Origin of the sequence: Agrococcus lahaulensis DSM 17612 (genome assembly GCF_000425105.1) — a bacterium.
Lineage (GTDB): Bacteria > Actinomycetota > Actinomycetes > Actinomycetales > Microbacteriaceae > Agrococcus > Agrococcus lahaulensis.
Genome location: NZ_KE384304.1, coordinates 99125 through 125656, shown reverse-complemented (window position 1 = coordinate 125656; position 26532 = coordinate 99125). Strand labels below are relative to the sequence as shown.

General features: G+C 72.1%; 25 protein-coding genes. 7 read left to right on the top strand and 18 right to left on the bottom strand.

Annotated features, from left to right (window positions below):
• Window positions 1–117: 117 nt before the first annotated feature.
• Complete coding sequence (locus tag H508_RS0112235) at window positions 118–2496, bottom strand: ATP-dependent helicase (protein ID WP_084155319.1); 2379 nt, start codon at window positions 2494–2496, stop codon at window positions 118–120.
• Between the two features lie 130 nt (window positions 2497–2626).
• On the opposite strand from H508_RS0112235, the gene H508_RS0112230 reads away from it, so the two are divergent.
• Entirely contained in the window at window positions 2627–3148 is a 522-nt protein-coding gene (locus H508_RS0112230; protein ID WP_026374262.1) for a DUF421 domain-containing protein, read from the top strand.
• On the opposite strand, the gene H508_RS16245 is transcribed toward H508_RS0112230, so the two are convergent.
• Window positions 3087–4112 carry a glycerophosphodiester phosphodiesterase family protein gene (locus H508_RS16245; protein ID WP_051223399.1) on the bottom strand — a complete coding sequence of 342 codons (1026 nt, stop codon included), beginning with the start codon at window positions 4110–4112 and terminating at the stop codon, window positions 3087–3089. The two genes, H508_RS0112230 and H508_RS16245, sit on opposite strands and share 62 nt — an antisense overlap.
• A gap of 95 nt (window positions 4113–4207) precedes the next feature.
• On the opposite strand from H508_RS16245, the gene H508_RS0112220 reads away from it, so the two are divergent.
• Window positions 4208–5200, top strand: coding sequence for a Bax inhibitor-1/YccA family protein (locus H508_RS0112220; RefSeq protein WP_026374261.1), 993 nt, complete (start codon window positions 4208–4210; stop codon window positions 5198–5200).
• A gap of 881 nt (window positions 5201–6081) precedes the next feature.
• Here H508_RS0112220 and H508_RS0112215 read toward each other — a convergent pair.
• The 4 genes from H508_RS0112215 to H508_RS0112200 all read right to left on the bottom strand — a co-directional run bounded on the left by H508_RS0112215 (window position 6082) and on the right by H508_RS0112200 (window position 9371).
• Window positions 6082–6480, bottom strand: a complete 399-nt coding sequence (locus tag H508_RS0112215) for a VOC family protein (RefSeq protein ID WP_026374260.1) — start codon at window positions 6478–6480, stop codon at window positions 6082–6084.
• A 78-nt stretch (window positions 6481–6558) separates the two neighbouring features.
• On the bottom strand, window positions 6559–7545 hold the full coding sequence (locus H508_RS0112210) for a bile acid:sodium symporter family protein (RefSeq protein WP_026374259.1): 987 nt from the start codon (window positions 7543–7545) through the stop codon (window positions 6559–6561).
• An 81-nt stretch (window positions 7546–7626) separates the two neighbouring features.
• The gene (gene sufU / locus H508_RS0112205) at window positions 7627–8082 is read right to left on the bottom strand and encodes a Fe-S cluster assembly sulfur transfer protein SufU (RefSeq protein WP_026374258.1); all 456 of its coding nucleotides are present in this window, start codon (window positions 8080–8082) and stop codon (window positions 7627–7629) included.
• Complete coding sequence (locus H508_RS0112200) at window positions 8079–9371, bottom strand: SufS family cysteine desulfurase (protein ID WP_026374257.1); 1293 nt, start codon at window positions 9369–9371, stop codon at window positions 8079–8081. Before H508_RS0112200 ends, sufU begins: the two co-directional genes overlap by 4 nt.
• 80 nt (window positions 9372–9451) lie before the next feature.
• On the opposite strand from H508_RS0112200, the gene H508_RS0112195 reads away from it, so the two are divergent.
• Window positions 9452–10243 (top strand): alpha/beta fold hydrolase, encoded by a 792-nt coding sequence (locus H508_RS0112195; protein WP_026374256.1) that lies wholly within the window; start codon window positions 9452–9454, stop codon window positions 10241–10243.
• A gap of 10 nt (window positions 10244–10253) precedes the next feature.
• Here H508_RS0112195 and H508_RS0112190 read toward each other — a convergent pair whose 3' ends face one another.
• Genes H508_RS0112190 through H508_RS0112175 form a run of 4 tightly spaced genes read right to left on the bottom strand, consistent with a single transcriptional unit; the run spans window position 10254 to window position 13469 of the window.
• Window positions 10254–11522 carry an RNA polymerase sigma factor gene (locus tag H508_RS0112190; RefSeq protein WP_026374255.1) on the bottom strand — a complete coding sequence of 423 codons (1269 nt, stop codon included), beginning with the start codon at window positions 11520–11522 and terminating at the stop codon, window positions 10254–10256.
• A 4-nt stretch (window positions 11523–11526) separates the two neighbouring features.
• On the bottom strand, window positions 11527–12234 hold the full coding sequence (locus H508_RS0112185; RefSeq protein WP_026374254.1) for a hypothetical protein: 708 nt from the start codon (window positions 12232–12234) through the stop codon (window positions 11527–11529).
• A gap of 35 nt (window positions 12235–12269) precedes the next feature.
• On the bottom strand, window positions 12270–12719 hold the full coding sequence (locus tag H508_RS0112180; protein ID WP_026374253.1) for a YciI family protein: 450 nt from the start codon (window positions 12717–12719) through the stop codon (window positions 12270–12272).
• Window positions 12720–12764: 45 nt separating this feature from the next.
• Window positions 12765–13469: a hypothetical protein gene (locus tag H508_RS0112175; protein WP_156906077.1), complete on the bottom strand. Its 705-nt coding sequence runs from the start codon at window positions 13467–13469 to the stop codon at window positions 12765–12767.
• 186 nt (window positions 13470–13655) lie between these two features.
• Here H508_RS0112175 and H508_RS0112170 point away from each other — a divergent pair, with 186 nt between their 5' ends.
• Entirely contained in the window at window positions 13656–13916 is a 261-nt protein-coding gene (locus tag H508_RS0112170; RefSeq protein ID WP_026374251.1) for a type II toxin-antitoxin system Phd/YefM family antitoxin, read from the top strand.
• The gene (locus tag H508_RS0112165) at window positions 13916–14320 is read left to right on the top strand and encodes a type II toxin-antitoxin system VapC family toxin (RefSeq protein WP_026374250.1); all 405 of its coding nucleotides are present in this window, start codon (window positions 13916–13918) and stop codon (window positions 14318–14320) included. The genes H508_RS0112170 and H508_RS0112165 overlap by 1 nt, the downstream gene beginning before the upstream one ends.
• A gap of 162 nt (window positions 14321–14482) precedes the next feature.
• Here the strand turns inward: H508_RS0112165 and guaA are convergent, their stop codons facing one another.
• The 7 genes from guaA to H508_RS16220 all read right to left on the bottom strand — a co-directional run bounded on the left by guaA (window position 14483) and on the right by H508_RS16220 (window position 22130).
• Entirely contained in the window at window positions 14483–16054 is a 1572-nt protein-coding gene (gene guaA / locus H508_RS0112160) for a glutamine-hydrolyzing GMP synthase (protein WP_026374249.1), read from the bottom strand.
• The gene (locus H508_RS16235) at window positions 16054–16581 is read right to left on the bottom strand and encodes a DUF3817 domain-containing protein (protein ID WP_035254980.1); all 528 of its coding nucleotides are present in this window, start codon (window positions 16579–16581) and stop codon (window positions 16054–16056) included. Before H508_RS16235 ends, guaA begins: the two co-directional genes overlap by 1 nt.
• 10 nt (window positions 16582–16591) lie before the next feature.
• Entirely contained in the window at window positions 16592–17419 is an 828-nt protein-coding gene (locus tag H508_RS0112150; protein ID WP_026374248.1) for an SURF1 family protein, read from the bottom strand.
• A gap of 64 nt (window positions 17420–17483) precedes the next feature.
• Window positions 17484–19310, bottom strand: coding sequence for a glycerol-3-phosphate dehydrogenase/oxidase (locus tag H508_RS16230; RefSeq protein ID WP_084155316.1), 1827 nt, complete (start codon window positions 19308–19310; stop codon window positions 17484–17486).
• 36 nt (window positions 19311–19346) lie between these two features.
• Complete coding sequence (locus H508_RS0112140; protein ID WP_026374247.1) at window positions 19347–20471, bottom strand: GuaB3 family IMP dehydrogenase-related protein; 1125 nt, start codon at window positions 20469–20471, stop codon at window positions 19347–19349.
• 34 nt (window positions 20472–20505) lie between these two features.
• Window positions 20506–21267 carry a PadR family transcriptional regulator gene (locus H508_RS18025; RefSeq protein ID WP_035254979.1) on the bottom strand — a complete coding sequence of 254 codons (762 nt, stop codon included), beginning with the start codon at window positions 21265–21267 and terminating at the stop codon, window positions 20506–20508.
• Window positions 21264–22130, bottom strand: coding sequence for a DUF4097 family beta strand repeat-containing protein (locus H508_RS16220; protein ID WP_084155315.1), 867 nt, complete (start codon window positions 22128–22130; stop codon window positions 21264–21266). The genes H508_RS18025 and H508_RS16220 overlap by 4 nt, the downstream gene beginning before the upstream one ends.
• Window positions 22131–22405: 275 nt before the next feature.
• Between H508_RS16220 and H508_RS16915 the strand changes: the two genes are divergently transcribed.
• Complete coding sequence (locus H508_RS16915; RefSeq protein WP_051223397.1) at window positions 22406–23305, top strand: hypothetical protein; 900 nt, start codon at window positions 22406–22408, stop codon at window positions 23303–23305.
• Between the two features lie 119 nt (window positions 23306–23424).
• Here H508_RS16915 and guaB read toward each other — a convergent pair whose 3' ends face one another.
• On the bottom strand, window positions 23425–24933 hold the full coding sequence (gene guaB, locus H508_RS0112120) for an IMP dehydrogenase (protein ID WP_026374246.1): 1509 nt from the start codon (window positions 24931–24933) through the stop codon (window positions 23425–23427).
• A 228-nt stretch (window positions 24934–25161) separates the two neighbouring features.
• On the opposite strand from guaB, the gene H508_RS0112110 reads away from it, so the two are divergent.
• Window positions 25162–26532: a branched-chain amino acid ABC transporter permease gene (locus tag H508_RS0112110; protein WP_156906076.1), complete on the top strand. Its 1371-nt coding sequence runs from the start codon at window positions 25162–25164 to the stop codon at window positions 26530–26532.

The window sequence follows — 26532 nt, the reverse complement described above, 5'->3', positions numbered from 1 at the left end:
CCCGCTCATCGAGTAGGGCCGCAGGCCCGTATCGAGATGGAACCGATCGGCCTCGATACGCCGGCTGCGCCGGCTACTCGACCAACGGCGTGAGGCCGACCGACGGTGCAGCGGCGGTCAGCCGATCTTCTCGATCGGCGCGATCTTCACGAGCAGCCGCTTGCGGCCGGCCGAGTCGAAGAGCACCTCGGCGACGCGCTTCTTGTCGGCGCCCGTGATGGCCTGCACGCGGCCCTCGCCGAAGTCCTTGTGGCGGATGCGGTCGCCCGGCGCGAGCTCCATGCCGCTGTTGTCGCGCACCTCGGTGATGGTGTTGGCGAACTCGCGCTTCGGGCCCTTCGGCAGCGCCTTGGGCTCGCGGAAGCCGGTCACGAACGACTCGCGCGGCTCGTCGCGCCAGCGCCCGACCGCGCGCTGCGACGACGCCTGCCGCACCGTCACCGGCGCGGTGCGCCAGTCGATGAGGTCGGCCGGGATCTCCTCGAGGAAGCGGCTCGGCACGGCCGGGTTGACCTCGCCGAACTGCGCACGCGTCATCGCGAGCGAGAGGTGCAGCCGCTGGCGGGCGCGCGTGATGCCCACGTAGAACAGCCGCCGCTCCTCGGCCGGTCCGCCCGGCTCGTTCGCCGAGATGCGGTGCGGCAGCAGGTCCTCCTCGACGCCCGTGATGAACACCGCCTCGAACTCGAGGCCCTTCGCGGTGTGCAGCGTCATGAGCGAGACCTGCCCGCCGGAGTCGTCGAGCTCGTCGGCGGCGGCGACGAGCGCCGTCTCGGTGAGGAAGTCGACGAGGTTGCCGCTCGGGTTCTGCCGTCGGAACTCGCGCGTGACCGCGATGAGCTCCTCGACGTTCTCGAGCCGCGCGGCGTCCTGCGGGTCGGGCGAGCGGCGCAGCTGGTCGGTGTAGCCCGAGCGGCTCATGAGCTCGCGCAGCACCTCGCCGGGATCGGCCTCGGGCCGGTCGCTCCACTCGTCGAGCAGCGCCGCGAGGTCCTTGATCGCCGCGGCCACCTTCGGGCCGAGGGCGATCTCGTCGACGCGACGCATCGCATCCCGGAGCGTGATCTGCCGCTCGTCGGCGAAGGCCTGCAGCGCCGCCTCGGTCGCGGGGCCGATGCCGCGCTTGGGCACGTTCATGATGCGGCGCAGGCTGAGCGAGTCGGCGGGGTTCGCGACCGTGATGAGGTACGCCATCGCGTCCTTGATCTCGGCGCGCTCGTAGAACTTCGTGCCGCCGATCACCTTGTACGGGATGGCGGTGCGGATGAGCACCTCTTCGAGCGCTCGCGTCTGCGCGTTCGTGCGGTAGAAGACGGCGATGTCGCTGTAGGCCATGCCGCGGGAGGTGAGCTCGACGATCTCGTCGGCGACGAACTGCGCCTCGTCGTGGCCCGAGTAGCCGGTGAAGCCGACGATCTTCTCGCCGTCGCCCGAGTCGGTCCACAGCCGCTTCTCGCGCCGGTCGAAGTTGTTGCCGATCACGGCGTTCGCGGCCGAGAGGATGTTCTGCGTCGAGCGGTAGTTCTGCTCGAGCATGATGACGCGCGCGCCGGCGAAGTCGCGCTCGAAGTCGGTGATGTTGCGGATGTCGGCGCCCCGGAAGGCGTAGATCGACTGATCCGAGTCGCCCACGACCGTGAGGGATGCGCCGGGCAGGTCGGCGCGGAGGTCGGGCAGGTCGGCGCGCGTCACGGGCTGCGTGAGCTCGCGGATGAGCGCGTACTGCGCCGCGTTCGTGTCCTGGTACTCGTCGACGAGGATGTGGCGGAAGCGCTTGCGGTACTGCGCGGCGACGTGCGGGAACGCGCGCAGCAGGAAGACGGTCTGCGAGATGAGGTCGTCGAAGTCGAACGCGTTCGCGCGCCGCAGCTCGGCGTCGTACGCGCGCCACAGCTCGAGGAACGCCGCGTCGAGCGGGTTCTCGAGGTTGGCGGTGCGCGCCCAGGAGTCGACGTCGTGCAGCTCGTTCTTCGCCTTCGAGATGCGCGCGGCGACGCCGCCGGGCGTGAGCCCCTGGATGTCGGCGCCGCGCTCCTTGATGAGCCGCTTCACGAGCGCGCGCACGTCGCCCGAGTCGTAGATCGTGAACGACTGCTTGAAGCCGAACTCCTCCGCCTCGCGGCGCAGGATGCGCACGCACGCGGAGTGGAACGTCGAGATCCACATGCCGCGCGACTCCTCGCCGATGAGGCGCTCGACGCGCTCGCGCATCTCGGCGGCGGCCTTGTTCGTGAAGGTGATCGCGAGGATCTGGCTCGGCCACGCCTCGCGCGTCGCGAGCAGCCCCGCGACGCGGTGCGTGAGCACGCGGGTCTTGCCCGAGCCGGCGCCGGCGACGATGAGCAGCGCGGGCCCGCGGTGCTCGACCGCCTCGCGCTGCGGGGGGTTGAGGCCCTCGAGCAGCTCCTCGGGGATCGACTCGCCGCGCGGTCCGAGGGGCGTCGGCCGCTGCACTTCCCCGAAGCCCTCGTCCCCCAGGCCCCACAGATCCGTCATGTCGTGACCAGTCTACGAGCCGGGGGTGACACGGCCGACGGTCGTGACGCATCCGCCGTGGACGGAGCCTCTCCGCGGGCCGTGACCTCGCGCGACTAGGGTGACCGCACGATCACGGGGAGGGTGCGCGATGCCGGACTGGGGAGAGGTCTTCGGCCTGACGGTGCCGGTGCTCGAGATCGTGGTGCGGGGCACCGTGACGTTCCTCGCGCTCACGCTGCTCATGCGCGTCGTCGGGCAGCGCGAGTCGGGCGGGCTCGGCATCACCGACATCCTCATCGTCGTGCTCGTCGCCGACGCGGCGGGCGCGGGGCTGCGCGGCGACGCCGCCTCGATCGGCGACAGCCTCGTGCTCGTCGGCACGATCCTGTTCTGGAGCGTCGCGCTCGACGCGGTCGGCTATCGCTGGCCAGCGCTCGGACGCCTGCTCAAGGCTCGGCCGAAGCCGCTCATCGAGGACGGCAGGCTCAACCGCCGAGCCCTCAAGCGCGAGTTCATGAGCCAGGAGGAGCTCGAGTCGCAGCTGCGCCTGCACGGCCTCTCCGACGTCTCGCAGGTGAAGCGCGCGTGGCTCGAGCCCAACGGCATGATCAGCGTGCTGCCGGTCGACGATGTGCCGTCGGAGGAGCCGCCGGAGCGCCCAGCGCTGTGAGGCGGCGCCACAGGTCGGGGTGGTCGACGAAGACCGCCTCGAGCCCGAGCGCCGCGAGCATCCCCCACTCGGTCGTCCAGTCGCCCCACGCCGCGTCGTGGTCGCCCAGCCGGTGCTCGGGCTCGAGGAAGGCGTTCTCGGGCCGCAGGGTCCAGGTGATCGTGCCGAGGCCGGCCTCGCGCGCCCGCTCGAAGAGGCCGCTCGTGCCGAGCAGGTCGCCGCCGCGCTCGAAGAGCACCGACTTCGCGACGCTGATCGCGTCGACGCGGCTCGCGAGCGCCGCGAGCGCCGCGTCCTCGCGCTGCTCGGCGTAGGTCGGGGCGGATGCGTCGCCTCCCGCCACGAGGTCGGCGGCGGTGCCGTCGTGGTCCATGAGGTAGACGAGCCGCGCCTCGACGCCGCGCTGCCGCACGCCATGCAGCACGGTCTCCTCGAAGGACTCGACCACGAGCGCGCCCGGCGCCTGCCAGCGGGTGCCGCGCACGGCATCCGCCACGAGCTCGTCGAGCGGCAGGCCGAGCGCGGCGTGGTGCGTCGCGTGCTTGAGCTCGGCGACGACGCCGAGGCCGGTCTCGTCGGCGATCGCGAGCAGCTCCTCGAAGCGCAGCACGCGGTCGCGGCCGTCGAGCCGGGCGCCGAGCGGGCGCAGGCGCGGCAGCCGCTCGCGAGCGCGGAGCGTCGCGACCTCGGCCCACGTGAAGTCCTCGACGAACCAGCCCTCGAGCTCTTCGCCGTCGATCGACTGCCGGCGCCGGCGATCGGCGAACTCCGGTCGCGCGGCGACGTCGGTCGTCTCGCCCAGCTCGTTGTCGTGCCGCACGACGAGCACGCCGTCGCGAGTCGCGACGAGGTCGGGCTCGACGGCGTCTGCACCGAGCTCTGCAGCCAGGCGGATCGCCGTCTCGGTGTGCTCGGGCGCCCAGCCGGAAGCGCCGCGGTGAGCGATGAGCGTGGTGGGCCGCATGCGCTCAGTCTGCCTTGGGCGAACGGGCCCAGCGACACAGCGAAATGCTGGCTCGTTTCGCTACGCTGAGCGCGACCGCCCGTTGAGGCGGCCGCATGCACTCGACAGGAGCAACACCCTTGGCAGGCAACCCCGCGTTCCGCAACTCGCCCGCGTTCACCGAGAACTCGCAGCGCGCGGCCCAGGCCATCCCCGGTGGCCAGGCCCCGTATGGTCAGGCACCGTACGGCCAGGCGCCCTACGGACAGGCACCGTACGGTCAGCAGCAGTTCGGCGGCGCGCCCTACGGGCAGCAGCAGCAGTACGGCACGCCGTACGGCCAGCAGCCGATGCCGTCGCCCGACCAGCTGAACCAGCAGTTCAACGCCCCGGCGGCCGGCCCGCTCGAGACCGAGCGCCTCACGTACGACGGCGTCATCACGAAGACCGCCATGACGCTCGGCGTCACCGCGCTGGGCTTCGCGATCACGCTCGCCATGGGCTTCATCGGCGGCTCGTCGCCGCTGTTCTACCTGCTGACCTACGGCGGCGCGCTCGTCGGTTTCGTGCTCGCGCTCGTCAACATCTTCAAGAAGGAGCCGAGCCCCGCGCTCGTGCTCGCCTACGCCGCCGCGCAGGGCCTCTTCCTGGGTGGCTTCTCCGCCGTGCTCGAGTTCATGTACAGCGGCATCATCTTCCAGGCGCTGCTCGCGACCGCGAGCGTGTTCGCGGTGACGCTGGTCGGCTACTGCTTCCGCGTGTTCCGCACGTCGCCGAAGCTCAACAAGATCTTCTTCATCGTCATCATCGGCTACGGGCTCTTCTCGCTCGCCAACTTCATCGGCATGCTCGTCGCTCCGACCGGCATGTTCGGCTGGCGCAGCTCGGTCGAGATTATGGGGATCCCGCTCGGCGTCATCCTGGGCGCGCTCGCGGTGCTGCTCGGCGCCTACTCGCTCGTGATGGACTTCGAGGGCATCGAGCTCGGCGTCAAGCGGGGCGTGCACAAGAAGTACGGCTGGTCGGCGGCCTTCGGCATCACCATGACGGTCATCTGGCTCTACGTGGAGATCCTGCGCATCATCGCCATCCTGCGCAGCGGCGACTAGCGATCGGGTGGGTGAGGGCGCCCGGATCCTCGGTGATCCGGGCGCCCTTCTGTGCCGTCTGACCTGGCCGCTCCGGCGCCTTCTTAGCTATCGATTTCTAAGGCTTCGTGCCATGTGAAAAGCGAGAGCCGCCCGCTCCGGTGCGCCGATGTCAACGGTTGCGGCGCGAGTCAGCCTCCGCAATAAGCGCCGGCTCTCTCCACGCCGCCGGTCGCTCGCACGTGTGCGTAGTTGAAGCCTGCGGTAGGGGCGGTGCTCATGTCCCAGCTCCGGGTGGTGCTGCTCGTCCCGAGCGTGATAGTGCGAGTGAAGCCATAATCGTTGTAGAGAACCGCCGTCACCGTGCCTCGTGCGGTAGCGGTGATGTGAGGCCACTGCACGCTGAAAGGCCAGTTGAATCGGCACGAGATGCCATTCACGTAACGGCTTCCAACCAGCATGATCTGTCCACCTCCGTCATCGACAACGGCTGAAGCCGGTGCGGTTGACGCCGGCGACGCTCCGGCTACGAGCGAGACTCCCAGTGCAACTGCCAGCAGTGTAATGCGCTTGCGCGCGCGATTTTTCTTCAAGATGACTCCCTTGTCGATCTCTGCAATCGGGCGATTACTACTCGGAGCATAGGTGCAACTTTGGGGCTGCGGCAATTTTTCAAGGACTGACTGAACGCCCTTCACTGCGCGTCCGATATCGCATCCGGTCGTTGGCGCGCGTCCCTGCCGGATCGCTTTCTTGTGAGCCGGACGTTGGTGCGCGCGCTCTGCGCCTTCGAGCGACTCCCGACCCGTCTCAGCTGAGAGCGGTGAGTCGGGGCGTTCGCGCACCCAGGGCGCCCAGCATCAGCACCAGGTGCATGCGACCCGGCGCGTTGCGCTGCCGCGCTACATGTCGCGGCTCGAGAGCACGCAGAACTCGTTGCCGTCGATGTCGGCGAGCACGGTCCACGACACGTCGGGCCCCTGCCCGATGTCGATGCGCCGGGCACCGAGCGACTCGAGTCGCGCGATCTCGGCGTCGCGGTCGTCGCTCGTGTGCGGGGCGAGGTCCATGTGCAGCCGGTTCTTCGTCGCCTTCTCGTGATCGACGCGCACGAACACGAGCCCCGGCGGGAACTGGTGGAAGGTCAGCTTCGCGGCGATCTCCTCCGCCTGCTTCGGGATGACGACCACCTCGTCGTCGGTGTCGTGGATGATCTCCCAGTCGAGCGCCTCGCGCCACCAGGCGCCGAGCCTCCTCGGGTCGGTCGACTCGATCACGTTCGAATACCAGCGCAGCGCCATCGCAGCCCCTCTCGGTCGGTGCTGGGAAGCGTACGCCCCGCCGCCCACGAGGGGCGACAGGGCGCATCCGCGGTCCGGTCAGCTCGCGACGGGCTGGTCCTCCGCCGCCGCGAGGCGGGCGGCGTCCTTCGGCGGGCGGCGCGACCAGAACGACGCGAGCAGCGAGCCCGAGACGTTGTGCCAGACCGAGAAGATCGCGGCGGGCAGCGCCGACTCGGGCGAGAAGTGCGTGCGCGCGAGGCCCGCGGCGAGCCCGGAGTTCTGCATGCCGACCTCGATCGCGACGGCCCGCCGGGCGCTCTCGTCGAGCCCGACCGCCTTCGCGGCGAGGAAGCCCAGCCCGTAGCCGACGCCGTTGTGCAGGATGACGACGAGCGCGACGAGCAGGCCGACCGAGAGGATCGTCGCGGCCGAGCCGGCCACGACGGCGAGCACGACGAGCGTGATGCCGATGACCGAGACGAGCGGGAGCCACGGCAGGATCGCCTGCACGAGGCGCGGGAGCAGGATGCGCAGCAGCACGCCCGCGATGACGGGCAGCAGCACGATGAAGATGATCGACTGGAACAGGCCCCACGCGTCGACCGGCAGGTAGGAGCCCGCGAGCCACAGCACGAGCAGCGGCGTGAGCACGGGCGCGAGCAGGGTCGACGCGGTCGTCATCGCGACCGAGAGCGCGGTGTCGCCCTTCGCTAGGTAGACCATGACGTTCGAGGCGGTGCCGCCGGGCGCGGAGCCGACGAGCACGACGCCCACGAGCAGCTCGGGCGGCAGCTGGAACGCGAGCGCGAGGCCGATCGCCGCGAGCGGCATGATGACGTACTGCGCGACGACGCCGACGACGAAGGCCTTGGGCTTCTTCGCGATGACGGTGAAGTCGACCGGCTTCAGCGTGAGCCCCATGCCGAGCATGATGATGCCGAGCAGCGTGTTGACCCACGGCCCGATCGGCAGGAACACCTGCGGGACGACGATCGCGACGGCCGCCGCGGCCAGCACGACGAGCGGGAACCAGGTGCCGGCGACGCGGCCGATCCGCTCGCCGACGGGCGTGGTGCTGGACATGTCAAACCTCCTTGGGGGACATCTCATCCCATCACAGCCGACATGCCGGCCGGCGCGAGGTGACGCCGCGTGACGCCCCGCTCAGCGGGCGTCGAGCTCGTCGAGCGCCTCCTCGAGCGCGACCCACGCGAGCATCGCGCACTTCACCCGCATCGGGAACCTCGCGACGCCCGCGAACGCGACCGCGTCGCCGAGCAGCGCCTCGTCCGGCTCGACCGAGCCGCGCGATCGCAGCAGCTCGCGGAGCGCCTCGATGCGCGATCGCGCGCCTGCAGCCGTGAGCCCGGGCACGTCCTCCGCGAGCACGGAGGCGGAGGCCTGCGAGATCGAGCATCCCTGCCCCTCCCAGCCGACCGCATCCACCGTCTCCCCGTCGAGCCGCGCGCGCAGGCGGATCTCGTCGCCGCAGGTCGGGTTGCGCAGGAACCGCTCGGCGTCGGCGGGCTCGAGCACGCCCTCCCCCGAGCGGCGCTTCGCGTGCTCGAGGATGAGCTCCTGGTAGAGGCCGGCGAGCGGGTCGCGCGGGGCGGCGCTCATCGCACGACCCCGAAGTAGGAGCGCACGCTCGAGAGCACGTCGAGGAAGCGATCGACCTCGGCCTCGGTCGTCGTGAGGTAGGTGGATGCGCGGGTCGTCGCCGCGACGCCGAGGCGGCGGTGGAGGGGCTGGGCGCAGTGGTGGCCGACGCGCGCGGCGATGCCGGCGGCGTCGAGCACCTGGCCGACGTCGTGCGCGTGCACGCCGTCGACGATGACGCTCGCGAGGCCGGCGCGCTCGCTGCCCGGTTGTGGCCCGACGAGGCGGACGCCGTCGATCGCGGCAGCGCCGGCGGCGAGCCGCTCGCCGAGCGCGACCTCGTGCCGCTCGATCGCGCGCATCCCGACCGCCTCGAGGTAGTCGACCGCGGCGGCGAGGCCCACGATCGCGCCGACCGGCTGCGTGCCGGCCTCGAAGCGCTGAGGCGCCGGCAGGTAGTCGCGCTCGGTCATCGTCACGGTCGTGATCATCGAGCCGCCCACGCGCGCGGGCGGGAGCGCGGCGCCCAGCGCGCTCGCGAGGTAGAGCACGCCGACGCCACCGGGGCCGAGCATCTTGTGGCTGGAGAACGCCGCGGCGTCGACCCCGAGGGCGTGGAGGTCGACGGGCCGGTGCGGCACCGACTGGCATGCGTCGAGCACCACGAGCGCGCCGACCGCGTGCGCGGCCCGGGCGATCGCCTCGACGGGCGCGATGAGGCCCGTGACGTTCGAGACGTGCGCGATCGCGACGAGCCGCGTGCGCTCGGTGATCGCGGCGAGCGCGTCCTCGAGCGTCCAGACGCCGTCGTCGTCCACTTCGATCCAGCGCAGCGTCGCGCCGGTCTCGTCGGCGAGCCGTTGCCACGGCAGCAGGTTCGCGTGGTGCTCCGCCTCGGTGACGAGGATCTCGTCTCCCTCGCGGATGCGGAGGGCCGGGTCGGTCGCGCCGGCCCGGTTCGCCTCGGCGAGCGAGAGCGCGACGGTGTTGAGCGCATCCGTCGCGTTCATCGCCCAGGAGATCTCGGTCGGCTTCGCGCCCACGAAGCGCGCGATGCGCTCGCGCGCGAGCTCGTAGTCGTCGGTCGCGAGCGCCGCGAGCGTGTGCGCGCCGCGGTGCACGGCGGCGTTCCGCTGGGTGCGGAACGCCCACTCGGCCTCGAGCACCTGCCGCGGCTGCTGGCTCGTCGCACCGGAGTCGAGGTAGACGAGGGGGACGCCGCCGGGCTGCTCCGCGAGGATCGGGAAGTCGGCGCGCAGCAGCGCGATCCGCTCCTCGTTCAGGGTCGCCTCGGCACTCGTCGTCGTCACCCACCCAGGGTAGTAGCCCTCCCTGTCGGCCCCATATGCGCGGCTGTCAGCGAGACCGCGCACGGCGTAGCGTGTCGGGCGTGGAGACGCTCCGCGTGGGCGAGGTCGACGTCGCCTTCGAGCGCGTCGGCGACGGGCCGCCGATCGTGCTGGCCCATGGCGCCGGCGACGACCATCGCGCGTGGGCCCCGCAGCTCGCGGACCTCGCGCGCGACTTCACGGTCATCGCGTGGGACGAGCCCGGGCAGGGCCGCTCCTCCGACGTGCCGGAGGGCTTCGGGCTCGGCGACTACGCCGACTGCCTCGCCGCGCTCACCGAGGCGGTCGCGGGCGAGCCGGCCGTCGTCGGCGGCATCTCGTGGGACGGCACGATCGCCCTCGAGCTGCACCGCAGGCATCCGGATCGGGTTCGAGCGCTCATCCTCGCCGACACCTACGCGGGCTGGCGCGGCTCGCTGCCGCCGGTCGAGCTGCGCGACCGCGTCGACGCCGCGGCCCGGCAGCTCGACGCAGCCGATTCGGGCCTGCCTGAGCTGCCGCCCGGTCTGTTCGCGGCCGACCCGCCCGCCGAGACCGCCCGTCTCGCGAGCGCGATGGCGGCCTCGACCCGCCCAGCCACGCTGCGCCGGCAGCTCCGCGCGATGGCCGACGCCGACCTCCGCGACGAGCTGCCCCGCATCGCGGTGCCGACGCTGCTCATCTGGGGCGCGCTCGACGCGCGGTCGCCGCTCCGCGTCGCGAACGAGTTCGCCAGGGCGATCCCCGGGGCGCAGCTGCTCGTGCTCGAAGGCGCGGGACACCTCAGCAACCTCGAGCGGCCCGCCGCGTTCACGGCCGCGGTGCGAGCGTTCTGCCTCGCGCTGCCGATGTGACCGGCGGGGCTCAGCGCCCGGCGGCAGCCTTGGCCAGCAGCACGGCGCGCTCGCGCTCGTTCTGCGCCCGGTCGGCGGCGAGCGCGAACGCCTCGCGCGCTTCGTCGACGCGGCCGAGGCGGGCGAGCAGCTCGCCGCGCACCGACGGCAGCAGGTGCCCGATCACGAGCGCCTTCTCGCTTGCGAGCTCGTCGACGATCGCGAGCGCCGCCGCCGGCCCCTCCGCCATCGACACTGCCACCGCGCGGTTGAGCGCGACGACCGGCGACGGAGTGAGCAGCTCGAGCGCCTCGTAGGCAGCGACGATCCGCGCCCAGTCGGTCGAGCCGACGTCGGGTGCCGCGGCGTGGCACTCGGCGATCGCCGCCTGCAATCCGTAGTGCCCGAGACCCCGGCCGAAGCTCTCGGCTCGGCGCAAGGCAGCCCGACCGCGCCGGATCGCACCGCGATCCCACAGCCGGCGGTCCTGGTCTGCGAGCAGCACCGGCTCGCCGCTCGCGTCGAGCCTCGCAGGGAAGCGCGCGGCGGTGAGCTCGAGCAGCGCGAGCAGCCCGTGCACCTCCGGCTCGTCGGGTTGCAGGGCGACGAGGGTGCGCGCGAGCCGGAGGGCCTCGCGCGCGAGGTCGGGGCGCATCCAGTCGTCGCCCGCCGTGGCCGCGTGGCCCTCGGTGAAGAGGAGGTAGACGGTCTGCAGCACGGCGCCGAGCCGCTCGGCGCGCTCCGCGCGGGTCGGCACCTCGAAGGGCACGCCCGCGTCGGCGAGCGCCTGCTTCGCGCGCACGATGCGCTGCTGGATGGTCGACACCGGCACGAGGAAGGCTCGGGCGATCTCGCTCGTCTCGAGCCCCGCGACGACGCGCAGCGTGAGGGCGACGCGCGCGGCCGGGCTCAGCACAGGGTGGCACGCGGTGAACACGAGCCGGAGCACGTCGTCGTCGATCTCGTCGGGATCCCAGGGCATCGCATCCGCCGCCTCGTCCTGCTCGCGCTCGAGGTCGTGCGCGATCGCGGCGAGCCGGTCGTCGTAGCGCTCCCGGCGCCGCCAGTGGTCGATCGCCTTGCGCTTCGCCACCGCGGTGAGCCACGCGGCGCCGTTGCGGGGGGCCCCGCGCCCAGGCCACTGCTCGAGGGCGTCGGCGAGCGCCTCCTGCGCGAGGTCCTCGGCGAGCGAGAAGTCGCCCGTGAAGCGGGTGAGCGTCGCGACGATGCGGGCCGACTCGATGCGCCACACGGCCGCGACGGAGCGCCGGGCGGAGTGGGCAGCGTCTCCCCTGGGCACGCCGTCAGTGCTCCGCGCCGACGGCTGGGCGATCGGCAGGCGCCGCCTCGCCCTCGGCGGGCAGCCCCGCACCGGCGGTCCACCAGCCGGCAGCGATGATCGACGCGGCCACGACCGCCGTCGACAGCGTGCCGAGCATCGACAGCGCCACCGCGCCGAGCAGCAGGCAGAGCGCGCAGAGCACGAGCACCCTCGCGAGCGTGGGCCGTCGACCGGCGGCGCGCAGCCGCACCCCCACTGCCGCGACGAGGGACGCCGCCGCGGTGGCGAGGAGCGCGGGCATGGCGTGCTGGAGCCAGAGCGCGACGCGGCTGGGCGCCACGGGCTCGGCGGCGTCGTGCCCGCTCGCGATCGAGAGCAGCAGCAGGCACACCGCGATCGTGGGCAGGCAAGCGAGCAGCGCGAGCACCACCGGCCGGTGCGCGCGCGGCTGATCGTCGGAGGCTGCGAGCAGCACGACGAGCGCAGCCACGAGCAGCGCGATCGCGCCGGAGGCGACGATCGCGACGCCGGGCTCCATCAGGACGAGCCCGTCGCCGCAGTGCCACTCGACCCGACCACCGGTCGCCGCCGGCGAGCACCCGTAGCGGAGGCCGTCCCGCAACCAGCCGATAGCCGCGATCGCGGTGAGGACGGCGGCGAGCAGCCCGGCGACGAGCGCTGCGGTCGCGATGTCGCGCGCCGCCCGCCGCCGTGCCAGCTCGAGGCTCATGAGCCGATGATGCCGATCCGCGGGTCGGCTCGCAATCAGCCGGCGCTGCCGCCCGGCGTGTTCGCGGCGCGCTTCGCGGCCTGCTCCTCGCGCCAGCCCTCCTCCTTCTGGATCCACTCGTTGTCGGCGGGGAAGTCGTCGGGCCCCTGCACGCGGCGCACCTCGAGCTTCGCGCCCGGTCCGAGCGGGCAGCGCTTGGCCCACTCGGCGGCCTCCTCCTTCGACGACACCTCGAGCATCCAGAAGCCGTTGAAGAGCTCCTTCGTCTCGCCGTAGGGGCCGTCGGTCACGAGCGGCGGGTCGGCGCTGAAGTCGACGACGAAGCCCTCGCTCGCGTCGCTCAGGCCCTCGCCGCCGATCATGACGCCGGCCTCCATCATCGCCTCGTTGTACTTCCCCATCCGCTCGATGACCTGCTCGAAGGGGATCTCCTTGTACGCGTCGACCGCTTCGTCGTTCGCGCGCATGATGAGCATGTACTGCATGGTTCGACTCCTCGTCATCTGGTGGGTCGGTCTCGACCCTCTCACTCAGGACGTCGAACGGGAACGGTCGGGATCGACATCACCGACGGTCTGCTTCGCGGCGCCCGGCCACGCCGCTGCCGCGAGGTACCAACCGGCGCCGATGGCGGAGGCCGCGACGATCCCCGTCGGCAGCGTGCCGAGGAACGAGATGACCGCGGCGACGAGCAGCAGCGCGAACGCCGGCAGGATCGTGACGAAGGCGACGCGCCGCGGGCGGCCGCGGGCGCGCATCCGCAGTCCGGAGCCGGCGAGCACGCCCGCGACCGCGGTGGCGAGGGCAGGGATCATCGCGCTCTCGATCCACATCGCCAGGCGGCTGTCGTCGAGCTCGACGCCGGCCGGCTCGTGCGTGGCGGCGTCGAGGAGCAGCAGGCCGCACAGGATGAGCGTCGGCAGCACCGCGATGAGCGCGATCCAGCCGAACCGCTCGGCGCGCAGGCGCACCCGGTCCCACGTCGCCCGCACGATGAGGGCGATGCTGCCGAGCGCGAGCGTCGAGAGCACGAGGCTGCTCGCGCCGGCGGCGAGGAGCGCCGCGTTGCCGTCGCACACCCACTCCTCGGCCTCGAACTCGCACGCGTAGCGCAGCCGCGCCTGCAGCCAGCTGGTCGGCGACAGCCCGACGAGCACGCTCGCGCCGAACCCGATCGCAAGCGTCCAGAGGGCGACGACCCGGGCCGCCACATCCCGCCCCCTCGGCTCTCCCATGCGCCCATCATCCTCCGCCGCGCCGTGCATCCGTTCGGCAGATCCCGCAGGGACGCGACGTCGAGCGTCTCCGCATCCACAGCAGAGCGGTCGAGGCGGCGAGCGCTGTGCGCACTGCGGCATGGTGTGCGAGTCCGCTCACAAGCCGCCATCGCACGAAGGGCTACGAGGTGCTACGTTCGTCGCATGACCGAGATCGCCGCCCGCGAGCTCCGCAATCGCACCGCCGAAGTGCTGCGTCGAGTCGCTGGCGGTGAGCCCGTGACGATCACGTCGCGCGGCCGTCCGGTCGCGAAGCTGATGCCGATCCGCGAGGACCACCGACGCCCGATGACCCGCGACGAGCTCGTGCGGCTGCTCGGGCGCGCGCAAGCGGATCCAGGTCTGCGCGACGAGCTCGAACGGCTTGCCGGAGACACGACCGACGACCTCGGGCCGATCCGCTGATGCCTCCCTCGCCGAAGGGGTTGCTCGACACGAGCGTGCTCATCGCCCTCGAGTCGGGGCGCCAGGTGCGCGCAGATCAGCTTCCAGACGAGGTCGCCATCAGCCCGATCACCATCGCGGAGCTCCAGGCCGGAGTCCTCGTGGCCGCCGACGTCGAGACTCGAGCGCGGCGGCTCGCGACGTTGGAGGCGGCCTCCACCATCGAGCTGCTTCCCGTCGATGCCGACGTCGCCGCCCAGTGGGCGCGACTCCGCGTCCACCTGGTCGAGGCGGGACGACGGATCAACGTCAACGATCTGTGGATCGCCGCGACCGCCGCCGCTCATGGCCTTCCGATCGTGACGCAGGACGCCGACTTCGAGCCGCTCGAGGGCACCGCGGGCATAGCGCTGATCCGGGTCTGATCCCGTGCGAGCGCCGCTGCGCGGCCCTACCTCCATCCCGCGAGCGCGTCGTGCACGCCGCGGGGTGCGAGTTATGAAGAGGTCCGGACGCCCCATCGGGGTGTCCGGACCTCTTCATTGTCTGAGCTGAGGAGCGGCGTGCACGACGCGCTCACACCAGCTCTACTCCCATTCGATCGTCCCCGGCGGCTTCGACGTCACATCGAGCACGACCCGGTTGACCTCCGGCACCTCGTTCGTGATGCGGTTCGAGATGCGCGCGAGCACGTCGTACGGCAGCCGCGTCCAGTCGGCGGTCATCGCGTCCTCGGAGGAGACGGGGCGCAGCACGATCGGGTGGCCGTAGGTGCGGCCGTCGCCCTGCACGCCCACGGAGCGCACATCGGCGAGCAGGACCACCGGGCACTGCCAGATCTCCTGGTCGAGGCCCGCGGCGGTGAGCTCGGCGCGCGCGATCGCGTCCGCGCGCCGCAGGGTGTCCAGCCGCTCCTGCGTGACCTCGCCGATGATGCGGATGCCGAGACCCGGGCCGGGGAACGGCTGGCGGCCCACGATCGCCTCGGGCAGGCCGAGCTCGCGGCCGATCGCCCGCACCTCGTCCTTGAACAGCGCCCGCAGCGGCTCGATGAGCTGGAACTGCAGGTCGTCGGGCAGGCCGCCGACGTTGTGGTGGCTCTTGATGTTGGCGGCGCCCGTGCCGCCGCCCGACTCCACGACGTCGGGGTAGAGCGTGCCCTGCACGAGCCAGCGGATCGGCTCGCCCTCGCTCGCGGCCTCGGCGGCGAGGTCGCGCTCGGCCTGCTCGAAGACGCGGATGAACTCGCGGCCGATGATCTTGCGCTTCTGCTCCGGGTCGGTGACGCCCTTGAGGGCCCCGAGGAACCGCTCCCGCGCATCCACCGTCACGAGCCGCACGCCCGTCGAGGCGACGTAGTCCTCCTCGACCTGGCGCCGCTCGTCCTGCCGCAGCAGGCCGTGGTCGACGAAGACGCACACGAGCTGGTCGCCGACCGCCTTGTGCACGAGCGCAGCGGCGACAGCGGAGTCGACGCCGCCCGAGAGCGCGCACAGCACCTTGTCGGAGCCGACCTGCTCGCGGATGCGCGCGACCTGCTCCTCGATGACGTTGCCGGTCTGCCAGTCGCCAGGCAGGCCCGCGATGTCGTGCAGGAACGACGAGAGCACGCGCTGGCCGTGCTCGGAGTGCTTGACCTCCGGGTGCCACTGCACGCCGGCCATCTTCCGCTCGCGGTCCTCGAACGCGGCGACCGGAGTGTCGGCGGTCGACGCGAGCACGGTGAAGCCCTCCGGTGCCTCCGCGACCGAGTCGCCGTGGCTCATCCACACCGTCTGCGCGTCGGGCTGGCCGTTCAGGAGCGTGCCGCCGCCGTCGACGCGCACGCTCGTCGAGCCGTACTCGCGGTTGCCGGTCTTCGCGACCTTGCCGCCGAGCTGCGCGGCCATCACCTGGAAGCCGTAGCAGATGCCGAAGGTCGGCACCCCGAGCTCGAGGATCTCCTCGTCGAGGCGCGGGGCGCCCTCCTCGTAGACGCTCGAGGGGCCGCCCGAGAGGACGATCGCGGCGGGGTCCTTCGCGCGCACCTCTTCGGCGCTGATCGTCGACGGCACGATCTCGCTGTAGACGTCGGCCTCGCGCACGCGGCGCGCGATGAGCTGCGCGTACTGGGCGCCGAAGTCGATCACGAGCACGGGCCGCTGAGCGGTGTCGGACATCAAGCCTCCGGAGTGGTTGCAGGAGCGGGAGCGGCGGCGTCCCTCGCGGCCCGCTCGGCCTCGAGGCGGGTGAGGTCGGCGACCGCGACGTCGTGCATGCGGCGCTCGACGAAGAAGGAGAGGAAGGGCACGACGCCGCCGGCGGCCATCGCGAGCAGGCGCTTGAAGGGCCAGCGCAGCAGGCTCCAGAGGCGGAAGCACGCGAGCAGGTAGACGACGTAGATCCAGCCGTGCACGATGAGGATCGCGAGCGAGATGTTGAAGCCGTCGCCGAGCGACGTGATCTCGCAGCCCATGCCGCCGGGCACGAAGAGCGAGTACCACTGGCAGCCGTCGCCGGGCACGACGCGCTGGAGCGAGAGCAGGCCGCCCGAGCCACCCGCGAAGACCTCGACGTGGGTGGGCGAGTACTTCAGCACCATCTCGGCGACGAGCAGCAGCAGGAACAGGCCCGTCACCCACGACATCACCCGGTAGAAGCGGATGGCGGAGCGGATCTGCGGCAGCTGTTCGATGGGGCGGGGCACGGCTACCAGCCTATCGGCGGGGCTCGGTCGCTTCGGCGGCCGCAGCCTCTGCATCCTCGATGTCCTCGATCTCGCGCTCGAGCGCATCCTTCACGAGCCGGTACCAGAGGTAGAAGGCGAAGAGCATGAAGGCGATCCACTCGATCGCGTAGAAGACGTTGAGCCAGTTGAGCTGCGCGTCGACCTCGGGGCGCACCGAGACGATCGGCTCGGCCCCGTCGACCAGGGCGTCGGATGCGGCTGCCGACGGCTCGTCGAGGATCGCGTACGACCCGTAGACCACGCCGTCGTAGTCGTCCCACTCGTTGACGAGCTCGGCGACGCTCATCGCCTCGCGCGTGCCGCCCTGCACGTCGCCCATCGTGGGCGCCTCGGGCGGCATGAGGCGGCCGACGAGCTCGCCCGAGTCGCCGGCCTCGAGCGAGTCGGCGAGCGCCTCGGCCGCGGCGGGATCGGGCAGCCACGAGAGGGCGACGGCGAGCGACGCGCTGCCGCCGGCGGGCTGCTCGACGAGCACGCGGCCGATGACCCAGCTGCCCTGGTCGCCGTGCTGGTCGCGGCCGACGCGGGTGTCGAAGTCATCGGTCCAGGTGCCCGAGAAGGCGACCATGCGCCCGCCCGCCTCGCTCGTGAGCGCGGAGCCGGGCTCGGCGACCGCCTCGAGCGGCACCGCGGTCTCGGTGTCGCGCTCGTCGGCCTGGCCCTGCTCGACGGCCCGTTCGATCTGCCACTGGCCGAGCAGCGCGAAGACACCCGCGACGACGATGCACAGCACGAGCACGCCGATCCACCGCGGTCGCTTCGCGACGTCGGAGAAGGTGGGGAGAGGGGCACTCACGGCGCGTCCAGTCTACCGGCGCGCTCTGCCTCCGCCGGCTTGGCCGCCGCTCCCCTTCCGGCGGCTACTCGACGATCGGCGGCGCACCCGCTCCGCGGCCGGCCGGCGTCGCGTCCTGCGGGCGGGTGCCGACCGCGTCGGCCGTCGGGAGGGCGCTGAGCGGCACGATCTCGGGCGCCTCCGTGCGCGCCCGGTCGGCCGACTCGTCGTCGGGCAGCTCCTGGCTCGCGATCTCCGCGGCGACGCGCTTGTTGTAGGTGTTGATCTCCTTCTCGACGCGCGCGTCGTCCCAGCCGAGCGCATCCGCCATGATCCGCGCGGCCACGGGCGCCGCCGCGACGCCGCGGTCCCACGACTCGATCGAGATGCGGGTGCGGCGGGCGAGCACGTCGTCGAGGTGCAGCGCGCCCTCATGGGTGCACGCGTAGCGCACCTCCGCGCCGATGTAGTCGTCGGCACCGGGGAGCGGCTCGAGCAGCGACGGGTCCTTGCGGATCATGTCGAGGATCTCGTCGGTGAGCACGCCGTAGCGGTTCAGCAGGTGCTCGACGCGGTGCTTGTGGATGCCGAAGGCGCGCGCGATCTTCGCGCGCTTGTTCCACGCGGCGCGGTAGCCGGTCGCGCCGAGCAGCGGGATCTGGTCGGTGCACGACTCGGGCACCTTGCCGTCCATCGCGCTCACGGCCTCGTCGATCGCGTCCTTCGCCATCACGCGGTAGGTCGTCCACTTGCCGCCCGCGATGAGCACGAGGCCCGGCACGGTGTGGGAGACGTGGTGCTCGCGCGAGATGTTCGCCGTCGAGGTGCCGTCGCCGCCGGCCGCGAGGAGCGGGCGCAGGCCCGCGTAGACGCCCTCGACGTCGGCGCGCGTGAGCTTCGTCGCGAGCACCTTGTTGACGTTGTCGAGGATGTAGTCGATGTCGGCCGCCGTCGCCGCCGGGTGCGCCTTGTCGAGGTTCCAGTCGGTGTCGGTCGTGCCGATGATCCAGTGGCGGCCCCACGGGATGACGAAGAGCACGCTCTTCGCGGTGCGCAGCAGCAGGCCCATCTCGGAGTGGAAGCGATCGCGCGGCACGACGAGGTGCACGCCCTTCGACGCGCGCACCTTGAACTCTCCGCGCTCGCCGACCATCGCCTGCGTCTCGCCCGTCCACACGCCGGTCGCGTTGACGACCTGCTTCGCGCGGATCTCGAACTGCTCGCCCGTCTCGTAGTCGTGCGCCTGCACGCCGACGACGCGCTCCCCCACCTTGAGGAAGCCCTCGGCGCGCACGCGGCTCGCGACGTGCGCGCCGTAGAAGGATGCGGTGCGCGCGAGCTCGGCGACGTAGCGCGCGTCGTCGACCTGGGCGTCGTAGTACGTGAGCCCGCCGACGAACGCGTTGGGGTCGAGCGACGGGATCTTCTTGAGCACCTGCTTCTTCGTGAGGTGGCGGTGCAGCGGCACGCCCGGCTTCATGAAGCCCGTGTAGCTGAAGACGTCGTAGAGCGCCATGCCCGCGCCGATGTAGGCGCGCTCGATGAGCGGCGTCTCGAGCGGGTAGAGGAAGCGGACGGGCTTCGCGAGGTGCGGCGCGATGCGCTGCAGCAGCAGGCCGCGCTCGATGAGCGCCTCGCGCACGAGCCCGAAGTTCAGCTGCTCGAGGTAGCGGATGCCGCCGTGGATGAGCTTCGACGAGCGGCTCGAGGTGCCGGAAGCGAAGTCGCGCGCCTCGATGAGGCCGACGCGGAGGCCGCGCGTGACGGCGTCGAGCGCCGCACCGGTGCCGACGATGCCGCCGCCGATGACGAGCACGTCGACCTCGCGCTCCCGCATCGAGGCGATCGCAGCGGCACGCTCCTCGGGGCCGAGCTTCCTCGACCGACTCACGCTGTTGGTGGTCTCAGACATGGATCCTCCTCGTTCGCGTCGCCCGGAGCGGCGCTGTTAGCGCTGTGGGTTGGCCTCCAGCACCACGTCGATCCGCTGGAACTCCTTGAGATCCTTATAGCCGGTGGTCGACATGGCCTTCCTGAGGGCGCCCATGATGTTAGCTGTGCCGTCCGCGACGGGCGACGGTCCGTTCAGCACGACGTCGAGCGGGCCGACCTGGTCGACCTGCACGCGGTTGCCGCGCGGCAGCTTCTGGTTGTGCGCCTCCGGGCCCCAGTGCCAGCCGCGACCCGGCGCATCCGTCGCCCGCGCGAGCGCGGTCCCGAGCATGACGGCATCGGCGCCGCACGCGAGCGCCTTGACCATCTGACCCGAGGTGCCGAGCGAGCCGTCGGCGATGACGTGCACGTAGCGGCCGCCCGACTCGTCGAGGTAGTCCCGGCGCGCGGCGGCGACGTCGCTCACGGCGGTCGCCATGGGGGCTGCGACGCCGAGCACCTTCTCGCTCGTCGAGGCGGCGCCGCCGCCGAAGCCGACGAGCACGCCCGCCGCGCCCGTGCGCATGAGGTGCAGCGCGGCGGTGTACGTGACGACGCCGCCGACGACGACCGGCACGTCGAGCTCGTAGATGAAGCGCTTGAGGTTGAGGGGCGCGCCGGCGTCGGCCGACACGTGCTCGGCCGAGACGGTCGCGCCGCGGATGACCATGAGCTCGACGCCCGCCGCGAGCACCGCCTCGTAGTGCTGCTGCACGGCCTGCGGGCTCAGGCTGCCGGCGACGACGACGCCCGCGTCGCGGATCTGCGCGATGCGGTCGCGGATGAGCTCGGGCTTGATCGGCTCGGCGTAGATCTCGCGCATGCGGCTCGTCGCGAGGTCGGCCGGCAGGTGCGCGATCTCGGCGAGCAGCGGCTCGGGGTCGTCGTAGCGCGTCCACACGCCCTCGAGGTTCAGCACGCCGAGGCCGCCCGCGCGGCCGAGCGCGATCGCCGTCGCGGGGCTCATGACCGAGTCGGTGGGCGCGCCGAGCACCGGGATCTCGAAGCGGAACGCGTCGATCTGCCACTGGAGCGAGACGAGGTCGCTGTCGCGCGTGCGGCGCGACGGCACGATGCTGATGTCGTCGAAGCCGTAGCCCATGCGGGCGCGCTTGCTGCGGCCGATCTCGATCTCCGTCACGCCCCCAGCCTAACCCGGCGCCGTCGAGGGCCGCTCAGCCCCCGAGCGCGCTCTTGATGCGCAGCAGCGCCGCCTCGAGCTCGCGCCGCACGGTCGCCGCGCGCTCGGCCGTCATGCGCTCGCCGCGGTCGGCGCGCACGGCCGCCCGCACCTGCTGGCGGAACTCGCCGAGCGCGAGGTCGACGTCGTGGACCGCCATGCGCGCCGCGGCCCGCTCGGCCGGGTGCGACGCATCCGCTCGATCGTCTTCCGCCGGCGGCGCGTTCCACGGGTTCGGCACGCGCTCGTCGGGCGCGTCGGGCGGCGCCGGCACGTGCGGCGCCTCGGGCGACGGCGGCGCCTCGGGCACGGGGGCGGATGCGTCGGGCTCGCGCGGCGCGGTCGGTCGCGACTCGCGCGCGGCGCTCCGCGCGTCGCGCTCGGCCGCCGCGAGGTCGGCGCGGAGGGCCTGCATCGCGCTCTTCACGCCCGCCCGGACGTCGGAGGCCATCCGCCGCACCGAGTCGGTGATCTCGCTCTCGAGGTCGCGCAGCTCGGCTTCGCGAGCGCCGAGCTCGGCGCGGCCGGCCTCGGTGATCGAGTAGGTGGTCTTGCGGCCCTCGACCGTCTTCGTCAGCAGCCCCTCCTCCTCGAGCTTCGAGAGCCGCGGGTAGATCGTGCCGGCGGAGGGCGAGTAGGTGCCGCCGAAGCGCTGCTCGAGCGCCTGCATGAGCTCGTAGCCGTGGCGGGGCGCCTCGGCGAGGAGGCTCAGCAGGTAGAGCCGCAGCGCGCCGTGGCCGAACACCGCGGGGCTCACGCGTCCCTCCGCACGACGGTGACGTCGCCCGAGACCGTGTTGGCGGTGAAGCCGAAGAGGTTCGTGCCGTCGAGCGTCTCGGTGCCACCGCGGCGCGGCAGCGAGTGCCCGGCGACCGAGCCGCTGCCCGAGACGGTGCGCGTCGTCACGCGCACGCCCTGGCCCGCGTCGAGGCGCAGCGTCACGTCGGCCGAGACGGTGTTGACCGCGATCGAGTGCGGCGAGCCGTGCACGTCGAGCAGCACGTCGCCGCTGACGGTGTCGACGCCCACCTCCTCGAGCGCGCCGCTCGCGGTGACGTCGGCCGAGACGCCGTTGACCGAGAGCCGGCCGCTGCCGCCCGAGACCTCCACGTCGCCCGAGACGGTGTTGAGCTCGAGCTCGCCCTCGTGCGACTCGACCTGCAGCTGCCCGGAGACGGTGCTGAGCGTCGCGGTGGAGCGCAGGCCCGAGACGAGGGCGGATGCGCTCACCTGGCCGAGCGAGAGCGTCGCGTCGCGGGGCACGAGGATCGAGAGCTCGACCTTGGCGCGCACGCCCACGAGCGCCTTGACCGACTGCCAGACGTCGTCCCAGCTCACGCGCGGGTGCGCGATCGACAGCCTGCCGTGCTCGAGCTTGACCGTGAGGTCGCGCCCTTCGACGCGGTGCACCTCGACGCGGGCGGTCGGCTCCTCGTGGCCCACGATGTCGACGCTGCCGCCGACGATGCCGACGCGGAGCGCCCGCACCTCGTCGAGGTCGATGACGCGGCTCTCGCCCTCGCGCACGACCCACTGCTCGATGATCCGGTCGGCGCCCGACGCCGAGGCACCGGATGCGCTGCGCGGCCGGGTGTCGCCGCTCTCGAACTGCTCGTCCATCTCTGGCTCCTTCGCCTGATCGGAGACGCGATATAACGCGTCTTGTGACACACGCTATATCGCGTCTGCGAGCGACACAACCCCCTCTGCGATCGTCCGTCGCTCGAAGGGGGCCGTTGCGCCCGAGCGGGGCCGGCGCGCCCGCCCCTGTCGGGCGGACGCGCCCCGCTCGCCGAGCGTCACCGGCTCGCTCGCCGGCACGAGCGCGAGCGTCGCTCTCCACAGCGCGCGGGCCGAGGCGCGCGGCCACTCGCCGGGTGCGCGAGGGTGCGGCCGTGACCGTCGACATCCTCACGCCCGACCCGGGCGAGCCACAGCGCCTGCGACGGATGCCCGAGCTGCAGCGCATCCGCCGCGGTGCCTACGTCGACGCAGCGACGTTCGCGGACCTCCCGCAGCACCAGCGCCACCTTCTCCACGTGCGCGCGGTAGCGCTCTCGCGCCCCGGCGCGGTCTTCGCGCGCGAGTCCGCGCTCGCCCTCGCCGACCTCCCGCACGGCCGACCGGACGCGGTGCACATCATCGGCGACCTCGGCGCTACGGGTCGCCGCAGCGGCGTCGCGAGCACGCGGGTCGCGCTCGACGACGACGACGTCATCGTCGAGGACGGCATCGCCCGCTGCGCTCCCGCCTATGCGCTGGCGCACCTTGGCCGGGTCGGGCGGCAGGGCGATGCGGTCAGCGCGCTCGACGAGGCGCTCCGGCGCGAGATCGTCACGAAGGAGGCGGTGACGGATGCCCTGGGTCGCCAGGGCCCGCGCGGCCGGCGCCGCGCCGAGTGGGCGATCCGCTTCGCCGACCCGTTGTGCCAGTCGGTGGGCGAGTCGTGGAGCCGGGTCGCCATCCATCGACTCGGAGCGCCCCCGCCGCAGCTGCAGGTGCGCATCATGACGCGGGTCGGCCCGCGCTTCCCCGACTTCCTGTGGGAGCGGCCGGGGATGCGCCCCCTCGGCGGCGAGTTCGACGGCGCGTGGAAGTACGGCGTGATCGCGGAGGCGAACGGGATGCAGCCGGTGGATGCCGTGATCGCCGAGAAGCAGCGCGAGGACGCGCTGCGCGAGCACATCGACACGCTGCACTGGATGTGGGAGCAGGCGTTCCGCCCCGCGCTCCTGCGTCCGATGCTCGAGCGCGCGCACATCCCGGTGCGCTCGGTGCTGCTGCCCGGCTGGTGAGGTGCGCGCCGCGCCGAGCGGGGCCGCTGCGCCCGACCGGGCCAGGCGCGCCGGCCCTGGTCGGGCGTAGCCGGCCCTGGTCGGGCGTAGCCGCCCCGGTCAGCGCGAGGGTCGCCCGCTCAGCGGCGGTAGTTCGGCGCCTCGACCACCATCTGGATGTCGTGCGGGTGCGACTCCTTGAGCCCCGCCGCGGTGATCTGCACGAAGCGGCCCTTCTGCTGCAGCTCCTCGATCGTGCGCGCGCCGGTGTAGAACATCGACTGCCGCAAGCCCCCGACGAGCTGGTACGCGACCGAGCCGAGCGGGCCGCGGTAGGGCACCTGCCCCTCGATGCCCTCGGCGATGAGCTGCTCGTCGCTCGGCACGTCGGCTTGGAAGTAGCGGTCGCGCGAGTAGGAGGTCTTCTTGCCGCGCGTCTGCATCGCGCCGAGCGAGCCCATCCCGCGGTACGTCTTGTACTGCTTGCCGTTGACGAGCACGAGGTCGCCGGGGCTCTCGTTCGTGCCGGCGAGCAGCGAGCCGAGCATGACCGACGAGCCGCCCGCGACGAGCGCCTTGGCGATGTCGCCCGAGTACTGCAGACCGCCGTCGGCGATGATCGGGATGTCGGTGCCCGCGTCGTGCGCGGCGCGCGCGGCGTCGTAGATGGCCGAGACCTGCGGCACGCCGACGCCAGAGACGACGCGCGTGGTGCAGATCGAGCCCGGTCCGACGCCGACCTTCACGGCGTCGACACCCGCGGCGATGAGCGCCGCGGCGCCCTCGTAGGTCGCGACGTTGCCGCCGATGATGTCGATCTCGTCGAAGCGGCTGTCGCCCTTGAGCTTCGCGACCATGTCGAGCACGCCCTGGCTCTCGCCGTTCGCGGTGTCGACGACGATGACGTCGACACCTGCCTCCGCGAGCGCCTCGGCGCGCTCGAAGGCGTCGCCGAAGAAGCCGATCGCGGCGCCGACGCGGAGCCGGCCTTGCGGGTCCTTCGTCGCGTTCGGGTACTGCTCGATCTTGTCGAAGTCCTTGACGGTGATGAGCCCGCCGAGGCGGCCCTCGTCGTCGACGAGGGGCAGCTTCTCGAGCTTCGTCTGCTGGAAGATCTGGAACGCGTCCTCGCGCGAGATGCCGACCTTCGCCGTCTTGAGCGGCGAGGGCGTCATGATGTCGCGCACGAGCGTCGTCGCGAACTCGTCGCGCGGCACGAAGCGCATGTCGCGGTTCGTCACGATGCCGACGAGCACGCCGGCCTCGTCGACGACCGGGAGCCCCGAGATCTTGAACTCGCCGCAGACGCGGTCGACCTCCTCGATCGTGGCGTCGGGATGCGTCGTCACGGGATCCGTGATCATTCCCGACTCCGAGCGCTTCACGCGGTCGACCATCGCGGCCTGCTCGGCGATCGCGAGGTTGCGGTGGATGATGCCGATGCCGCCCTGGCGCGCCATCGCGATCGCCATGCGGTCCTCGGTGACGGTGTCCATCGCGCTCGAGACGAGCGGGATGCCGAGCCGGATGCGGCGCGAGAGCCGCGTGCCCGTGTCCGCCTCGCTCGGGATCACGTCCGTCCGCCCCGGCAGCAGCATGACGTCGTCGTAGGTGAGGCCGATCGGCCCGAACGGATTGCGCATCTCCATCGCCCCCATCGTATCGATTCGGTTACGGTCCAGCGGCATCTCGGCGAAGTTGCCGCGAGGAGCGCCTCAATTGGACGAGAAGCGGCACGGCCGCCGCTACTGTGACACCACCGATGTAACGGGCATCCCGCGATCCGCATTCCTGCTGGACTCGTCGCCCCACAGCATGGAGGACATGTGAAGACGTCCAGCAGACCGCAACGGCGCGGGCTGCGGCGAGTGATCGCCGTGGCCTTGGCCGTCATGGGCATGGTGGCTGGTGGTGCGACCGCGGTCGCCGCCGCGCCGCTCCCCCAGACCGAGCAGGCTTCCCCCTACAACTTCAACGGCATCATCCGTGACGGGCAGACCCCCGTCGAGGGCGTCGAGATCACCGTCACCGGCAACGGCGTCGACGAGACCGTCGCCACGGGCGCCGACGGGCGCTGGATGATCGGCGTCCCGTCGACCGGCACCTACACGGTGTCGATCGACACGTCGACGCTGCCGGAGGGACTCACCCTGCGCGACCCCAGCTTCGAGAGCCGGGAGTTCGAGGTCGGCGGCTCGACCGCGGTCGGCGTGCTGTTCCCCTTCGGCCCCTCGACGGGCGGCAGCCCTGGCGCCGACCCGGGCACCGGATCGAGCGGCAGCCCCGGCAGCGGCGAGGCGCCCGCTCCGGGAGACGGCGAGACGCCCGGCGGCACCTCCGACACCGGGGCGAGCTCGAACGACTTCGGCTCGCAGCTGCTCGCGCGCGTCATCTCGGGCCTGAGCTTCGGCCTGCTGCTCGCGCTCGCCGCGATCGGCATCACCCTCATCTTCGGCACCACGGGCGTCAACAACTTCGCGCACGGCGAGCTGCTCACCTTCGGCGGCATCGTCTTCTACGTCACCACGACGCTCGTGAACTGGCCCGCGTGGATCGCGGTGGTCGTCACGCTCATCGCATCGGCGGCGCTCGGCTGGGCGCACGACTGGGCCATCTTCAAGCCGCTCCGCAGGCGACGCGTCGGCCTCGTGCAGGTGCTGATCGTCACGATCGGCCTCTCGATCGCGCTGCGCTACTTCTACCAGTTCCTCATCGGCGGCGGCACGTACGGCCTCTCGGTCGAGCGAGGCGACGTCCTGCAGATCGGCCCCGTGCTCATGCGCACCTCTGGCGTCGTGAGCTCCGCGATCGCGATCGTCGTGCTCGTCGCCGTCGGCCTCTTCCTCACCCGCACGCGCATCGGCAAGGCGACGCGCGCGGTGAGCGACAACGCGGGCCTCGCATCCGCCTCGGGCATCGACGTCGACCGGGTCATCCGCATCGTGTGGGTGCTCGCCGGCCTCCTCACCGGTGGCGCGGGCATCCTCTACACCTACTTCATCGGCGCGAACATCAAGTGGGACGTCGGCTTCACGATCCTGCTGCTGCTGTTCGCCGCGGTCACCCTCGGCGGCCTCGGCAGCGCGTTCGGCGCGCTCGTGGGCGCCATCATCATCGGCCTCGTGACCGAGATCTCGACGCTCTTCATCGCACCGGACCTGCGCTACGCCATCGCGCTGCTCGTGCTCATCCTGGTGCTGCTGTTCCGGCCGCAGGGCATCCTCGGTCGACGGGAAAGGATCGGCTGA

Excerpts from the sequence above, each read along its gene's own strand:
- H508_RS0112170 (WP_026374251.1), top strand. The coding sequence starts at position 13,656 with ATGACCGAGATCGCCGCCCGCGAGCTCCGCAATCGCACCGCCGAAGTG.
- H508_RS16220 (WP_084155315.1), bottom strand. The coding sequence starts at position 22,130 with ATGGACGAGCAGTTCGAGAGCGGCGACACCCGGCCGCGCAGCGCATCC.
- H508_RS0112185 (WP_026374254.1), bottom strand. The coding sequence starts at position 12,234 with ATGAGCCTCGAGCTGGCACGGCGGCGGGCGGCGCGCGACATCGCGACC.
- H508_RS0112220 (WP_026374261.1), top strand. The coding sequence starts at position 4,208 with ATGCACTCGACAGGAGCAACACCCTTGGCAGGCAACCCCGCGTTCCGC.
- H508_RS0112165 (WP_026374250.1), top strand. The coding sequence starts at position 13,916 with ATGCCTCCCTCGCCGAAGGGGTTGCTCGACACGAGCGTGCTCATCGCC.
- guaA (WP_026374249.1), bottom strand. The coding sequence starts at position 16,054 with ATGTCCGACACCGCTCAGCGGCCCGTGCTCGTGATCGACTTCGGCGCC.
- H508_RS0112215 (WP_026374260.1), bottom strand. The coding sequence starts at position 6,480 with ATGGCGCTGCGCTGGTATTCGAACGTGATCGAGTCGACCGACCCGAGG.
- H508_RS0112210 (WP_026374259.1), bottom strand. The coding sequence starts at position 7,545 with ATGTCCAGCACCACGCCCGTCGGCGAGCGGATCGGCCGCGTCGCCGGC.
- H508_RS0112235 (WP_084155319.1), bottom strand. The coding sequence starts at position 2,496 with ATGACGGATCTGTGGGGCCTGGGGGACGAGGGCTTCGGGGAAGTGCAG.
- H508_RS0112180 (WP_026374253.1), bottom strand. The coding sequence starts at position 12,719 with ATGCAGTACATGCTCATCATGCGCGCGAACGACGAAGCGGTCGACGCG.
- H508_RS0112175 (WP_156906077.1), bottom strand. The coding sequence starts at position 13,469 with ATGGGAGAGCCGAGGGGGCGGGATGTGGCGGCCCGGGTCGTCGCCCTC.
- guaB (WP_026374246.1), bottom strand. The coding sequence starts at position 24,933 with ATGGAGATGCGCAATCCGTTCGGGCCGATCGGCCTCACCTACGACGAC.
- H508_RS16245 (WP_051223399.1), bottom strand. The coding sequence starts at position 4,112 with ATGCGGCCCACCACGCTCATCGCTCACCGCGGCGCTTCCGGCTGGGCG.
- H508_RS16230 (WP_084155316.1), bottom strand. The coding sequence starts at position 19,310 with ATGTCTGAGACCACCAACAGCGTGAGTCGGTCGAGGAAGCTCGGCCCC.
- sufU (WP_026374258.1), bottom strand. The coding sequence starts at position 8,082 with ATGAGCGCCGCCCCGCGCGACCCGCTCGCCGGCCTCTACCAGGAGCTC.
- H508_RS0112230 (WP_026374262.1), top strand. The coding sequence starts at position 2,627 with ATGCCGGACTGGGGAGAGGTCTTCGGCCTGACGGTGCCGGTGCTCGAG.